The sequence below is a fragment of the Arthrobacter sp. SE2 genome (genome assembly GCF_058244265.1).
Genome location: NZ_JBZAYA010000009.1, coordinates 93,636 through 107,857 on the forward strand (window position 1 = coordinate 93,636; position 14,222 = coordinate 107,857).

A 14,222-nucleotide genomic window follows, 5' to 3' on the forward strand; every position below is an offset into this window, starting at 1 on the left:
ATGCCGTCACAAGATGTCCTCCCGGAACAGGCAGTCTCGACGCCCTCCGCGGCCCGGCCTCGCAAGCCGGGCCGCGGAGGGGCGAGCCGCAGGCCCTCGCACTGGTGGGTGCCCTGGGCGTTCGCGGCGCCCGGGCTGATTCTGTTCTTGCTTACCACCGGTTATCCATTGGTGCGTTCCCTGCAGATCTCCTTCTACAACTGGTCGGTGCTGCCGACGCAGGCCAGCACTTTCATCGGACTGGACAACTACATTCGGGCTCTTGGAGATCCCCAGTTTTGGACCAGCGTGGTCAACGCAGGCGTGTACTTGTTGATGTCCGTCCCGGCCACCGTAGCGCTCGGCCTGTTCTTCGCAATCTTGCTCCAAAAGAAGATGCCGGGGCGCACTCTCTTCCGGGTCCTGTTCTACATCCCGGTGGTCACCAGCTGGGTGGTCGTCTCCTTGTTGTTCAAGTTCCTCTTCACGACCGACAACGGCGCTGTCAATTGGTTCATCACTGACTTCTTCTCCTTTTCCGACCATGCGGTGCCGTGGCTCGAACAGCGTTGGACGGGGCTGATCGCGATTTCCCTCCTGGGGATTTGGAAGAACCTCGGATGGTGCCTGGTAGTGCTTCTCGCGTCGCTGGGCGGGGTAGGCGAGGAACTGTATGAAGCGGCAGCGCTTGACGGGGCCAATGCCTGGCATAAGTTCGTCCACGTTACGCTTCCCGGAATCAGGGGAACATTGCTGTTTGTATTGGTCCTGCAAGTGATCGGGGCGTTCAATGTCTTCCCCTCGGTCCTTCTCATGACCAACGGCGGACCTGCCGGAAGCACGGAAGTTCCCCTGACTTATATGTACAAACAGGCATTTTCGTTCCTGGACTTCGGCTATGGCTCGGCCATGTCCTTTATCCTCGCCATTTTCATCTTCATTGTGTCGTTCGCCCAGTTCAAATTCCTTGGCGAGAAGAAGGAGGCCCTGCGATGACGACGACTTCCCTCAAGCCCAAAAGCTTGCGCGAGGCGGACAAAGCCGGCGGGAACGAACGCTCTAAACGGCCGTTCAACGCCTGGCCGCTGGTCCGCGTTGCGATCGTCTTGTGCGGGGCCGTGATGATGGTGGCGCCATTCTTGATCATGGTGTCCACTTCGCTGGAGCCGAACACCGCCACACTTCCAAATCCTCCCCACTTCCTGCCACAGAACCTCACCCCGGCAAATTACGAGGAGGCCTGGACGGAGAACAATTTCGCCGGGTTCTTTGGCAATTCCGCCTACGTTTCAGTGCTGACCACCGTGGCGTCAGTGGTCATTTCGTCAATGACGGCCTTCGCTTTCGCCCGCTTCGACTTCCCACTGAAGAACCTCATGTTCTCCATGCTGCTGGCCGGGCTGATGATTCCGGGCATTGTGGTGATCGTCCCGCAGTTCGTTCTCGCGAAGAGCCTGAACATGCTCGACTCCCTGGAAGGCCTGGTGTTTTTCTACACAGCCGGCCAGATTGCCTTCACCACGTTCCTCCTGCGGGCCTTTTTCGAAAGGGTTCCTCGGGAACTGGACGAAGCCATGACTGTAGATGGCGCGGGCATCCTCCGTAAATTCCTGGTCTTGTACATCCCTCTTGCCCGGCCCGCCCTGGCGACCGCAGCCGTCTTTTCGTTCCTGGGGGCATGGGATGAGTACGTGTGGGCCTTGACCGTCATCAGCGACGCTGCCAAGCGCACGCTTCCCCTTGGCATCGCTGCGTTCCAAGGCGAACACTCAACCGCGTGGGGCCTTGTATTCGCGGCGTCCACGCTCGCTGTCATCCCTGTTATCGCGGTCTACATCGCTGGACAAAAGCACCTCATCGCCGGAATCACCACCGGCGCCGTCAAATAGGCGTCTAATCGTCACAACTCCCAAGGACAATCCCATGCCTCAACCCCTCGACATTCTCCCTACCAAGGCGAGCTACTCGCCCACGGAACCGGTCGCCGTCGAGCTCTGGATTCCCGACGGCGGCACCGCCGCCTTGACGGTCTGGCACCTCGGCAAGCAGGTCCAGGCACTCGAAGGATGCACGTCCGGGGTTCTTAGCCTGGGCCCTCTCGACCCGGGTGGCTATGGCATGGAACTGGAGTCCGGCGGCAAGACGGCGCGGACCGCCGTCGAGGTTTCGGCGGACCCAAGGGCGCGCCTGAGGTACGGTTTCGTGGCTAGCTACGCTCCGGGCAAGGACGTGCAGCCCGTTGCCGAACTCGTGCGCCGGCTGCATCTGAACGGTGTTCAGTTCTACGATTGGGCGTACCGGCACGCGGACTTGATGGGCGGCGGCGAGGAATACTCGGACGCCCTCGCCCAGCCTGTTTCCTTGGCCACGGTCAAGGAACTTGTGCGGACTGTTCAGGCAGCGGGATCCCGGGCACTCGGCTATGCCGCGGTGTACGCAGCCGGTCCCGGCGAGTGGGACAACTGGGAGCAGCACGCCTTGCTCATGCCAAATGGCGAGCCTTACGCGTTGGGGGACTTCCTTTTCCTCCTGGACCCCGCAGCCCAACCATGGCTCGCCCATTTCACCAGGGAACTCGCCGACGCCACGTCGTCGCTAGGATTCGACGGCTTCCACCTGGACCAATATGGATATCCGAAACGCGCAGCCACGCCCGATGGTGCCATGGTCGACGTCGCGGATTCCTTCGTTCAACTGATCGACGGCGTCCGGGATGCCTTGCCCGCCAGCCATCTGGTCTTCAACAATGTCAACGACTTTCCCACGTGGCGCACGGCGCCGGCCCCCCAGGACGCTGTTTACGTCGAAGTCTGGCCTCCGCACACGACCTTGGGTTCCCTGGCAGATGTGGTCAACCGAGCCAAGGCCGTGCGTCGAAACCAACCGGTGGTGATCGCTGCATACCAGCACGTGTACGACAGCGCCGACCAGCAAGCCGCCGACCGGGCAACCGCGCTGACCATGGCCACGCTGTTTTCCCATGGGGCAACCCAGCTACTCGCCGGCGAAGGGGACAGGGTGTTGGTTGATCCCTACTACGTCCGCAACCACCCCATCAACCAGGAGACATCGAGTTTCCTGGCCCGCTGGTACGACTTCCTGGTGGAACACGACGAACTGATCATGGATCCCGGGATCTGCGATGTCACCGGATCATACGCGGGTGCGTACAACGACGATCTGGACATTTCCTACCAAAGCGCGGCGGTATCGGATCGGCCTGAGCCAGGGGCTGTCTGGCGCCGCGTGACCAAGGTGCCGGGCGGCTTCGTCATCCATCTGATCAACTTGCTGGGCCAGTCGGACACCGAATGGGATGCGCCGCGGGCGGTACCGCAATCACCTGGCGATGGGCGTCTGCGCATCCGGCGAACACGGGGTACAGTGCCACGCATTCGGTACGCGGACCCCGACCGCAGGTCGAGATTGGTTGAGGCTCCAGTGGAACTCGAAGGAGACTATGCGACGGCGATTCTTCCTGCGCCGCACTTCTGGCAGCTCGTCTACGTGACGGAGGAACCCGCTAAGGTTCCACCAACGCCGGCACCTTAGGCTCAATTCCCCAAGCTACCCGGTGCAATGCGGTTGCGAGCCAACCCCGGAGCCGAGCCAGCCGCAGGCTCCTCGCCGGGCGTGCCGGAACAACCGGTGCTCCCGGCAAGGCACTGCGGCTGTCATTATTCACGATGCCGATAACTGCACAAGCCATCATCAACGAAAATTCCATAGTCATCTTCTTCTCATCTAAAACGTGGAGCCCTGGACTGTAAATCAGTTAGCGGCTGGAAGAAACCCGAGTACTCAAGGCGGAACCGCCGTCGTTCAAGGTTCTGTTAAAGACGCTAAGGGCTCCGGAAGACGATGTCAGCAGCTGGGCCGCGCCCTGCTTTTCCTAGGATTGACGGTCCTACCCTCACTGCGCGCGGCCGAGCGGCGGCCGCCAGCGGCCTGGCCGCAATGCCCTGAACGGTCAGTCGGAGATCGACGCCGGCGCAGCCAGTTCGCTGGCGGTGGTAGCCGCCCAGCTCGCGAGCAGTTTCAGGCGTTCGTCGCTCGCCGACCCTGGTTCCGCGGTGTAGGCGAACACCGTCCACCCGGGGTTGGCGGGCAGCTCCATTGCCTCGTAGCTGAGTTCGAGATCCCCGACCACCGGGTGGTGCATGCGCTTGGTGCCGGTTCGGTGGAAGCGGACGTTGTGGGCGGCCCAGCGTGTGCGGAATTCCTCGCTTCGAGTGGCGAGCTCGCCGACCAGGTCGCTCAGGCCCTTGTTGTGCGGCTGCCGGCCGGCGTAACTGTGGAGGGTGGCCACAATGTCGTTCGCACCTTGCTCCCAATCGAGGTAGAAGTTGCGTGACTCGGGGTTGAGGAACACGAACCGGGCGTTGTTCACGGGCCGGACCGGATCGGCAAAGAGGGGCGAGAAAAGGGCGCGGCCGAGCGGGTTGGCAGTGATGAGGTCCATGCGCTCGTTCCGCACCCACGTCGGGGCACCCGTGATCGCGTCGATAAACCGCTGGAGGCTCGGGCGGACCTGCTGCGCGGGCGTGACTGCCCGACGGCGGCGGGCCGGCCCGGGCTGCGCGGCCCGGGCGAGATCGAACAAGTGCGCGGTTTCGGCTTCGTCCAGCCTGAGGGCGTGGGCAATGGATTCGAGCACTTCGTCGGAGACGCCTGTGAGGTTGCCGCGTTCTAGCCGCGCGTAGTAGTCCACGCTGACTGAAGCCAAGGTTGCGACTTCTTCCCGCCGCAGCCCAGGCACCCGGCGGTTGGCACCCACAATGAGATTCACTTGCTCGGGGGTCACTTTGGCCCGGCGGGAGCGCAGGAACTCACTCACATCGTTTTGACTGTCCATGGATTCAGGCTACTTCCGGCAGTGGAGGTGTGGGAGGTCCCATCAGTACACCCTTCAAGCCGGCTGTGGGCGGATACGGCTGGGTGCCGTATCCGCCCACCGTGGTTAGTTGGACTGGGAGTTAGTGACCGGGGCCGCCGGTTTCGGTTGCGGTGACCTTGAAGCTCGCATCGAGCTTGACGGTGGCGTGCGTGCTGTCCGACTTGGTGATGTGGGCTTCGTAGGCGGCGCTGCCGTCGTCTTCGGTGGTCATGTTCTCCACCGTGGCGCCGGAGTTGGCCGCCAGCACAGCGGCCTTCACCTTGGTTGCGGTGTCACCCGTGAGGTCGGTTTCGTTTCCGTGGTTGCCGTGGCCGCCCTTCCCGCCGCCCGGGCCGCCGGTTTCGGTTGCGGTGACCTTGAAGCTCGCGTCGAGCTTGACGGTGGCGTGCGTGCCGTCCGACTTGGTGATGTGGGCTTCGTAGGCGGCGCTGCCGTCGTCTTCGGTGGTCATGTTCTCCACCGTGGCGCCGGAGTTGGCCGCCAGCACGGCGGCCTTGACCTTGGTTGCGGTGTCGCCGGTCAGGGCCGTTTCGTTTCCGTGCGTGCCGACGTTCGTGGCAGGGGCGGATGGACTGGCGGTCGAAGTGTCAGTAGTTGCAGCGTTAGCCGGCAGGGCCATGGCGGTGAGGGCTCCGCCGCCTGCGACGGCGCCGATCAGGGCCGCGCCCACTGCGATTTTCCGGACTTTGTTCACGATGTTGCTCCTTAGAGGTTCAACTCCGAGGGGTTCGAAGCTGTTTCCCATCCTCGAACCCCAGGCTTTGGCCCCTGTATACCTATGCTGTGCCTGAACTGTGACATTTTGCCTGGCTCACAGGATCCGGAAGCGTGGCGCCGTGCGGACGCCTAGAGGTTGGTCATCCGTTCTGCGGCGTCGTTGTAGCGCCCGCCCTGCACCTGGATCCTTGAGGCGGCGTCCTCGATTTCGCCCAGTTCCGCGGCGGACAATTCGACGACGGCGGCACCGATGTTTTCCTCCAAGCGGTGCAGCCTGCGCGTTCCGGGGATCGGGACGATCCATGGCTTCTGCGCCAGGAGCCAAGCTAACGCGATCTGCCCGGGAGTGGCGCCCTTGCGTTGTGCGATTCTTGCGAGCAGTTCGACGACGGCGGCATTGTGCTGGAGCGCATTCGGCGCGAACCGTGGGATAGTGCTGCGGATGTCGTTGCCGGCGTCGAAGCTGGTGGCCGCGGTAATGGTTCCTGTCAGGAAGCCCTTGCCGAGCGGGCTGTAGGGGACAAAGCCGATGCCCAGTTCCTCGCACGCCGCCAGCACTTCCTTCTCGGGACGGCGCCACCAGAGGGAGTATTCGCTTTGGACAGCGCTCACGGGCTGGACGGCATGCGCCCGGCGGATTGTTCCCGCTGACGCTTCGGACATGCCGAAGTGCTTCACCTTGCCGGCCTCGATCAGTTCCTTGACCGCACCCGCTACGTCTTCGATGGGAACGTCGGGGTCCACGCGGTGCTGGTAGTAGAGGTCGATCGCGTCGACGCCTAGCCGGCGCAGGGAGCCGTCCACGACGTCCTTGATGACCTCGGGGCGGCTGCTCACGCGCCCGCTCGGCTTCCGCTCGGCGGGATCGATGTCCCAACCGAACTTGGTAGCGATCACCACTTGGCCCTTGTACGGGGCGAGGGCTTCGCCCACGAGCTCCTCGTTGGCATACGGGCCGTAGATTTCGGCAGTGTCGAAGAATGTCACGCCCCGGTCGACGGCGGCGCGGATCAGCGAGATCATTTCCTGCCGGTCCGGCTTGTCGCTGTATCCACCGGTCATGCTCATGCAGCCCAGCCCGACGGCGGAGACCTCCAAGCCGTTGGTGCCCAGTGTGCGCTTTTCCATCGTTCGTCCTCCTGTGTCGTGAATCCCAGTGTCGTGAATCAAGCTCCGGCCTTGCCGTCAACACTAGGGACGCTTTGGTACTGGCTGGGAGTCCCTGTCAGTACCTCTCTCAGAGGGAAGTTCCCGACGACGGCGGTCCGCCGCCGTCGTGCACCAGGTGAGCTGCCGCCGTCGGGCACTGAATGTCAGCAGGCTGGCCGGTTCCGAACGTCGCTCGAGACATGCTGCTTGAGCAGCGAGCCGCCGGCTTCTGCCTTCAGTTCGCGGTTTTCAACCATGACCTGTCCGCGCAGGATTGTCATGCTCGGCCATGCGGCCACCTCGTAGCCGTCCCAGGGTGTGTAGTCGGCTTCGTGCAGGTCCTCGGCGTGGATGGCACGCTTCACTGTGGTGTCCAGGACAGCCAAATCGGCGTCGCTGCCCACGGCAATCACGCCCTTCTGCGGGTACAGGCCGAGGATCTTCGCCGCGTTGGCGGAGGTGATGTCAACGAAGCGGGTGAGATCGAGCCCGCGTTTGGCCACCCCCTCGGTGTACGCCACGGCCATGCGCATCTCGACGCCGGCATGACCGCCCGTGGCGTCAAGAATGGTCTTGCCCCGGGTCTTCACGTCGAGGTCGGTGCACACGCCGTCGGTTGCCAGGGTGCTGAGCGAGCCGTCGAGCAGCGATTCCCACATGGAGTCGCGGTCGGTTTCCGATTTCAACGAAGGGTAGGTGTGATAAATCGCGCCGTTCTTCTGTTTGTAGTCTTCCGCCGTGAAGTACGCATAGTGGGGGAGGATCTCGCCATAGACCGCTTGGCCGCGCCCCCTCGCCTCCCGGATGGCGTCCACGCCTTCCCGGGCGCTGACGTGCATGAGGTAGATCGGCGCACCGACGTGCTCGGCGAGCGTAATGACTCGCTGGAAGGACAACTTTTCCGAGAGGTTGTTGTGGGCGTGGTGCATGTTCTCCAGCCCGATCCTGCCTTCGCGCTGCAATTGCTTGTAGGCGTACATGACGATGTCGTCGTCCTCGGCGTGTACCGCCAGCATTGCTCCGGCCTGGGCTGTCTGTTGCATGAGCCCCCACATATTGCCGAGGTCTGTCTTCTGCTTGGGGCGCGTCGGGGTGGTGTTCGTCATCCAGACCTTGTAGCTTCCGTGGCCGGCGGCGACGGCGTCGGGAATCTGTTCGAGTACTTCGAACGGAATCTCCGGTTCCTTGAACGTCCCGTGCAAGGCGTAATCGGTGTAGCTTGATCCGGCCCATTCGGCCGATTTGCGGGCAAAGGACTCCGAGAGCTCATCGCCGGGTTGCCAATGCGCGAAGTCCACCAAAGTGGTGGTGCCACCGTAGATGGCGCCCTCACTCACGCGATCAGGGCCAAAACACTTGATTCCGCTTTCGGCAGCCGTTGGAAGGACGGAGTTGGTGTGGACATGCGGGTCCACGCCGCCGGGGACAACCAATTGGCCGCGGAGATCGACCGTACGTGTCGCCTCCTCCGCGGGTCCGAGGCCGGTCTCGCGAAGGGACACAATCTTGCCCCCCGCTATGCCGATGTCCAGGGTTTTGGCGCCGGACGGGGTAACCACCAGGCCGTTGGTGAGAACGAGATCAAGCATCAGGAGGTCGCGCCTTTCAGTGTTGGTGAGGTTCAGGATTGGTGGGGGTTGAGGGAAAACGGTGCGGACGTGAAGTAGCGGTCGGCGAGGGAGACTTTTACCGAGGCGCGGGCGTTGACGAGCTGGGACACGGAAACGTCCGCGGCTGCGCTCATCAGCATCGCCGTCTTCTCCCGGGTCCATTTCCTGTCCGCCTGCAGGAGCTCGAGCATGTCGTCGAGCGCCAGCCGCGCGGCGTCGTCGAGGGTCTCGCCGTCGCCGATCGTGATGACGGAGCCCCCGGACAAGACCACCGGCCGCTTGACGGTGACCCCTGCAAGGACGTGGCAGGATAGGACGATGCTGCCCTCGACCTCGACGGCGGTGAGGGAACACTCGCCGTCTCCCTGTACTGCATGGAGGTCGCCGGCGTATAGCAGGGCGTTCGCGTTCTGGACGGGCAAGATGACGGCGGAACCGGCGGTCACGTCCTTGCAGTCCATGTTGCCGCCGTGCACTCCGACCGTGCTTGAGTTGGGAGTCCCATCGGCCGGTGCCACTCCGATCTTGCCGATCATCGGCCGGATGGGAATCCGGATGTCGTCGTCGAACCGGACGCTCCCGTCCACAATGTCGACAACCCGGCCGGATCGCCCCAGCCCGCCGGTGAAACCGCCGCGCCCGGGAAGAGTGACCATGGCGCCACGGTCCGCTATCCGGATCTCGTGGACGTTTATCCGGAGTGTGTCCCCTGGATTGACGCCGCGCACCGCGACCGGCCCGGTCACGGGGATCGACAACTTCTCGTACTCCCCGGTGCTTTCGAACAGGCCTCCGGTCAGCAGGCTCCGGGCGCCGAGGGAGAACTGCTCGCCCTGGCTTACTTCAATCACCGGGGTGGCGTCGCGGTCGAAGGATCCCGACGCCGATTCGTGGCTTGCGTGGAGCATGTTCAGCATGCTGCCCCTTTCGTTGAGGCGGTGCGGTGAAGCTATGCGGTGGGGTAGACGGGCAGGGCCCACTTTTGATCGGAGGCTACTCGTCCGACGACGGCCTGCCGGTAGGCCTGTTGAAGCTGGCGGGTGAGTTCGCCGGCCGTTCCCTCGCCGATCGGCGTGCGGTCCACGGAAGAGACATGGTTGATTTCGGCGGCGCTGCCGCACACGAAGATTTCGTCGGCCGAGTAGAGTTCCGTGCGGTCGATTGCCCGGATGTCGACGTCGACGCCGAGGACGTTTCGTGCCAGATGAAGGACGCTGTCCCGGGTTATTCCCTCCAGGATGCTGTCCGTTGCGGGGGGCGTGCACAGCCGGCCCTGGCGAACCATGAACACGTTGTAGCCGGCACCTTCGGCAACATGGCCGTCCTCGGTCAACAGCAGGGCCGCATCGTAGCCGTTGCGCCGCGCCTCCAGCATGGCAAGACGCCCGTTTTGGTAATTGGCGATCGACTTGACCCGGGGCGGCATGGAGCGGTCGGACAAACGGGCCCAACTGCTGATCTGCACGTCCAGTCCGCTGGCCCCGAAATAGTTGCCCATGGGGATGGCCGCCATGAATACGGTGACCGGACCGGTGTCCTCCGGCTTGCCATCGCTCGAGTCGACGAATACTTGTGCGCGCATGTGGAGGTTCCCGCGCAACTCGTTTGCGCGCACCAGGCCGAGCAATTGTTCACTCAAGACGCCGATGTCGCGGGGCCCGTCGATTTCCACCACCCGCATCGAGTCAATCAACCGGCGCATGTGGTCGGCAACCCGGAAGGCGTAGAGCTGCTGGTCCTCATCGCTCCAGTAGGCGCGGAATCCTTCGAAGACGCCGACGCCGTACTTCAACGTGGTGCTCAGGACATGGAGCTTGGCATCTGCGTATTCCACCAGTTCGCCGTCACGGAGAAGGTATTGAACACTGGGCTCGAATGCGGGCGCTTTGGTGTCGGTCACAGTTGCGGATTCACTCAGATTGGTCATTGTTGTCTCCAAATCGTGTTCGGAAAACAGATCAGGGGCTCGGCTTCACACCAAGGTTGACATCCGTCTTCATCTTACTGTCGGTGTTGTCACCATAATGAAGATGCTTGATGATCCTGTCAACAGTGACCATTGACACTCAATGAGAGACTTCAATAAAGTGATGAAACTTCGATATGTAAATTCTCGGCAGGATGTCGAGTGGCTGGAGCCCGGATGCGCCAGTCAAAAGAAGACTTTCACCTACACCCGTCAACCGGATCGAGTGCCAATTGAGTGAAACTACGACAGTCGAGTCCCGGACTCCGGTGACCTCCCTGGGCGGACGTGCGTCGAGCTGGGCCAAGCAAGGCAGGGCCTGGGCGTACAAGCGATCAGGGGCGGTCCTCGCCGTCGTCGCCGCCGGCATCATTGTGGGACTCCCGCTTGCGGCGATTTTTCTCCACCTTCCCCAGAACCCCCTGCAACCGGACGTGGAATCCATGGCCCTGGCCCCCAACTCCGTTCATTGGTTTGGCGCGGACGGCAACGGCATGGATGTGTTCTCCCGGACGATTGAATCGGCGAGGCTCGACCTTCCTATTTCGCTTGCGGCGACGGCTATTGCCCTTGTCATCGGCGTTCCCTTGGGCCTGTTCGCCACTACCGGTTTGGCCGGCGAAGCGATCATGCGGGTAGTTGACGCTTTCGCCGCGCTCCCCATCATCGTGATTGCCGTGGTGTCCATCCAGCTCATGGGCGGCGGAGCCACCGATGTCATCCTCGCCATCGCCCTGGTTGCGGCTCCACGCTTTGTTCGCTTGTCCCGCGCGGCGGCGATTTCGCTCCGTTCGTCAAGGTACGTCGAGGCGGCAGTGGCCATCGGATGTTCGCCCATCCGTGTGGCCTTCAACCACATCTTCAGGAACGCCTACGGTGTGATCCTCGTGCAGGCCACGCTGACCACCGCCGGCGCCTTGAGCACGATTGCCGCGTTGAACTTCCTCGGCGTCGGGGTCAAACCGCCCCAGCCAAGCTGGGGCGCGATGATCGAAGACGGCGTCAGCATGCTCATCCGGGGTCAGTGGTGGGCCGTGGCCTTTCCGGCACTGGCCCTGCTCCTGGTCATCGGTTCGCTCAACATCATTGCCGGTGCCGTTGAGAACAAGATGGAACGAGTGGAGCGCCCCCGATGAACAAGACCCTCCAAGTCCGGGAACTCGAAACCGAGTTCCACACTCCCCGGGGTGTGGTACGAGCGTTGCACGGTGTCTCCTTTGAGGTGCAGGACAACGAGATTGTCGGGATAGTCGGTGAGTCCGGATCGGGCAAATCGACGGTGGTCCGTTCCATCACGAAGTTGTTGATGCCGCCAGGCAAAGTGTCCGCCGGCAACGTTAGCTTCGCCGGACGCAGTCTCTTGGACCTGCCCGAACGGGAGATGCGCCAAATCAGGGGAAAGGACATCGGATTCATTGCCCAGAATCCATTCAGCGCCCTGAATCCGGTGACCCGCATCGAGAAGCAGTTTGCCAATATCGCCAAGGCGCATGGAGTGAAGGTTGATGCCTCCGAGCGCAGCCGTGCACTGCAGCTGTTGGAATCGACGGGAGTCCGCGATCCGGAACGCGTCATGCGCGGTTATGCGCACGAACTCAGCGGCGGCATGGCCCAGCGCGTCGTCATCGCCATGGCGCTTTACCTCAACCCGCAGCTGGTGATCGCCGACGAGCCGACGACGGCGCTCGACCTCACCGTCCAGCGCCAGGTCCTCGATACTCTTCGCCGCCTGACGGTCGAGAGCGGCCGCTCGATGCTGATTGTGACCCATGACCTTGGGGTGGTGGCCGCATACTGTAACCGCGTACTGGTCATGTACCGCGGAAATATCGTGGAACAAGGACCCGTTGACGACGTTTTCGTCCGTCCACAGCATCCCTACACGATCTCCCTGCTCAACTCGGTGGTGCGTCCCGAAGACGAGACGCCTTACGTGCCAGGGAGCGCTGAAGCACCGGATATCGCGGAGCCGGAAACGCAGGACTCGTCCCAGGTCCAATTGTCCGAAGCCCGGAGGTCTTGAGAATGCCGCTCCTTGAACTCGTGGACGTCACGAAGATCTTCCGTACTCCCCATGGAGAAGCGCGTGCCGTGGACGGAGTTACCCTGTCCGTGGACGCCGGCGAGACGCTCGGCATCATCGGCGAAAGCGGTTCCGGCAAGTCGACGCTCGGCCGCCTGGTCCTGAGGCTGACGGAGCCCGATTCCGGATCCGTCGTCATCGAAGGGCAGGACGTGTTGGCCCTCGGCCGTGGCGAACTCCGCCGCAAGCGGCGCCATTGGCAGATCGTCTTCCAGGAACCCTTCGCGTCATTGAACCCGCGCCTGACGATCCGGCAGATCGTCGAGGAGCCGCTCATCGTCGCCCGGATGGGCAACCGTGCCGAGCGTCGGTTGCGAGTCCTGGCGACCCTGGAGGAGGTAGGCCTCTCGGCCGATTTCATGGACCGGCGTCCGGCGAACCTGAGCGGTGGACAACAACAGCGCGTAGGCATTGCACGCGCCCTGGTCACGAATCCCAGCCTGGTGGTCCTGGACGAACCAACGTCCTCGCTGGACCTGACCATCCGGGCCTCGATCCTGCGCACCCTCGCTCGTCTCAGGGCTTCGCGGGGCCTCACCTATGTATTCATTTCCCATGACATCGAAACCGTGCGGCATTTCTGTTCCACCGTGGCTGTCATGCATCGCGGCAAAATCGTCGAGGTTGGCCCCACCCGGGACGTCTTGATGGCGCCGCAGCACCCCTATACCCAATCGCTCATTGCAGCCGCGTTGCCGGTGGTTCCCTATTCCGCCGTCGTTGGCACTACGAATTCCCAGGGGCAGATTTCATGATCCGCTACATCATTTCAAGGCTCCTGATTGCAGCCTTACTGCTGTGTGGCCTCATCACTCTCAGTTTTGGCCTCGTATCCCTTCTTCCCGGCGACCCGGCCGTGGCCCTTCTGGGTGAATACGCAACTCCGGCAGACGTCGCCCGTATCCACGCGGAACTTGGCCTGGACCTGCCTTTCTGGGAACGCTACCTCGGCTACATGTCCAGGACCCTGAGTGGCGACCTTGGCCATTCCCTCTTCACGGGCAGTTCGGTTTCCGGCGAAATCCTGACCCGGCTCCCCAATACCTTGATCTACTTGGTGCCAGGACTCGCCTTGGCCCTCATCGTCGGCATGGCGAGTGGAACGTTCGCGGCCTATCGCTACCGGCGCTTTGCGGACAAGGCCTTCACCTTCTGGATATCCATCCTCATGGCAATGCCGGAATTCGTGCTGGCGCTCGTGTTGCTGTTTGTCTTCTATCAACAACTGCGCATCGCGCCCGCGCCGATCGGCATGCTCTCCAGTGCGCAAATCACTCCGCCGCACGTCACGGGATCAATCCCTCTTGACGCGATAATTGCCGGCCAGTGGGGAACGTTTTCGTCAATCCTCGGCCGGGCCGTCCTTCCTATCGTGACTATGGGCTTGTTCTTCGCTGCCCCGTTCGGAAAGACAGTGCGCTCAGGACTACTGCAGGTGCTCCAATCACCACAAATCGAATTTGCGAGGGCCTGCGGACTGCGCCCTGCCCAGGTCTTCAGGTATGCCCTCAGCGACATTCGAGGGTCACTCATGACCTACTTGGTACTTCTTTTTGCCGCGTCCCTCAGCGGAGCGGCCATTGTGGAAAGTGTCTTTTCCTGGCCTGGAGTGGGCGGTTGGTCGCTCGACGGCGTGCTCAAAGGCGACGTGCCGGTCATTCAAGGCTTTGTCCTCATCATGGGATCCACGAGCTTGCTCGGCTATGTCATTCTCGACGCCCTGATAACCCTTCTGGACCCCCGTACGCGCAGCAAGGCCGTGGCCGGACGCCGTCAGCCGCGCCTGGGCGCAACCCCGGCAGCCATCTCTTAAGAAGCCCT

Annotated in this window: 13 protein-coding genes; 7 read left to right on the top strand and 6 right to left on the bottom strand. The window is 62.6% G+C overall.

Annotation, left to right across the window (positions count from 1 at the left end; all coding sequences use genetic code 11):
- Genes AC4CS3_RS13900 through AC4CS3_RS13910 form a run of 3 tightly spaced genes read left to right on the top strand, consistent with a single transcriptional unit; the run spans position 1 to position 3,531 of the window.
- Complete coding sequence (locus AC4CS3_RS13900; RefSeq protein WP_490783947.1) at positions 1 to 975, top strand: carbohydrate ABC transporter permease; 975 nt, start codon at positions 1 to 3, stop codon at positions 973 to 975.
- A complete protein-coding gene (locus AC4CS3_RS13905; RefSeq protein WP_490783948.1) occupies positions 972 to 1,868 on the top strand; it encodes a carbohydrate ABC transporter permease in 897 nt (298 codons plus the stop codon). Before AC4CS3_RS13900 ends, AC4CS3_RS13905 begins: the two co-directional genes overlap by 4 nt.
- A 34-nt stretch (positions 1,869 to 1,902) precedes the next feature.
- Entirely contained in the window at positions 1,903 to 3,531 is a 1,629-nt protein-coding gene (locus AC4CS3_RS13910) for a glycoside hydrolase family 66 protein (RefSeq protein ID WP_490783949.1), read from the top strand.
- Between the two features lie 418 nt (positions 3,532 to 3,949).
- Here the strand turns inward: AC4CS3_RS13910 and AC4CS3_RS13915 are convergent, their stop codons facing one another.
- The 6 genes from AC4CS3_RS13915 to AC4CS3_RS13940 form a co-directional block, all read right to left on the bottom strand.
- On the bottom strand, positions 3,950 to 4,834 hold the full coding sequence (locus tag AC4CS3_RS13915) for a helix-turn-helix transcriptional regulator (RefSeq protein WP_490783950.1): 885 nt from the start codon (positions 4,832 to 4,834) through the stop codon (positions 3,950 to 3,952).
- 121 nt (positions 4,835 to 4,955) lie between these two features.
- Positions 4,956 to 5,570, bottom strand: coding sequence for a PepSY domain-containing protein (locus tag AC4CS3_RS13920; protein ID WP_490783951.1), 615 nt, complete (start codon positions 5,568 to 5,570; stop codon positions 4,956 to 4,958).
- Between the two features lie 152 nt (positions 5,571 to 5,722).
- Positions 5,723 to 6,721, bottom strand: a complete 999-nt coding sequence (locus AC4CS3_RS13925) for an aldo/keto reductase (protein WP_490783952.1) — start codon at positions 6,719 to 6,721, stop codon at positions 5,723 to 5,725.
- A 185-nt stretch (positions 6,722 to 6,906) separates the two neighbouring features.
- Complete coding sequence (locus AC4CS3_RS13930) at positions 6,907 to 8,331, bottom strand: dihydroorotase (protein WP_490783953.1); 1,425 nt, start codon at positions 8,329 to 8,331, stop codon at positions 6,907 to 6,909.
- A gap of 32 nt (positions 8,332 to 8,363) precedes the next feature.
- Positions 8,364 to 9,269, bottom strand: coding sequence for an acetamidase/formamidase family protein (locus AC4CS3_RS13935; protein ID WP_490783954.1), 906 nt, complete (start codon positions 9,267 to 9,269; stop codon positions 8,364 to 8,366).
- Positions 9,270 to 9,301: 32 nt separating this feature from the next.
- Positions 9,302 to 10,279 (bottom strand): branched-chain amino acid transaminase, encoded by a 978-nt coding sequence (locus tag AC4CS3_RS13940; protein ID WP_490783955.1) that lies wholly within the window; start codon positions 10,277 to 10,279, stop codon positions 9,302 to 9,304.
- A gap of 272 nt (positions 10,280 to 10,551) precedes the next feature.
- On the opposite strand from AC4CS3_RS13940, the gene AC4CS3_RS13945 reads away from it, so the two are divergent.
- The 4 genes from AC4CS3_RS13945 to AC4CS3_RS13960 are packed head-to-tail and all read left to right on the top strand — an operon-like array spanning position 10,552 to position 14,214.
- A complete protein-coding gene (locus AC4CS3_RS13945; RefSeq protein WP_490783956.1) occupies positions 10,552 to 11,454 on the top strand; it encodes an ABC transporter permease in 903 nt (300 codons plus the stop codon).
- Positions 11,451 to 12,341: an ABC transporter ATP-binding protein gene (locus AC4CS3_RS13950; RefSeq protein ID WP_490783957.1), complete on the top strand. Its 891-nt coding sequence runs from the start codon at positions 11,451 to 11,453 to the stop codon at positions 12,339 to 12,341. Before AC4CS3_RS13945 ends, AC4CS3_RS13950 begins: the two co-directional genes overlap by 4 nt.
- A gap of 2 nt (positions 12,342 to 12,343) precedes the next feature.
- The gene (locus AC4CS3_RS13955) at positions 12,344 to 13,156 is read left to right on the top strand and encodes an ATP-binding cassette domain-containing protein (protein WP_490783958.1); all 813 of its coding nucleotides are present in this window, start codon (positions 12,344 to 12,346) and stop codon (positions 13,154 to 13,156) included.
- Complete coding sequence (locus AC4CS3_RS13960) at positions 13,153 to 14,214, top strand: ABC transporter permease (RefSeq protein ID WP_490783959.1); 1,062 nt, start codon at positions 13,153 to 13,155, stop codon at positions 14,212 to 14,214. Before AC4CS3_RS13955 ends, AC4CS3_RS13960 begins: the two co-directional genes overlap by 4 nt.
- Positions 14,215 to 14,222 lie beyond the last annotated feature (8 nt).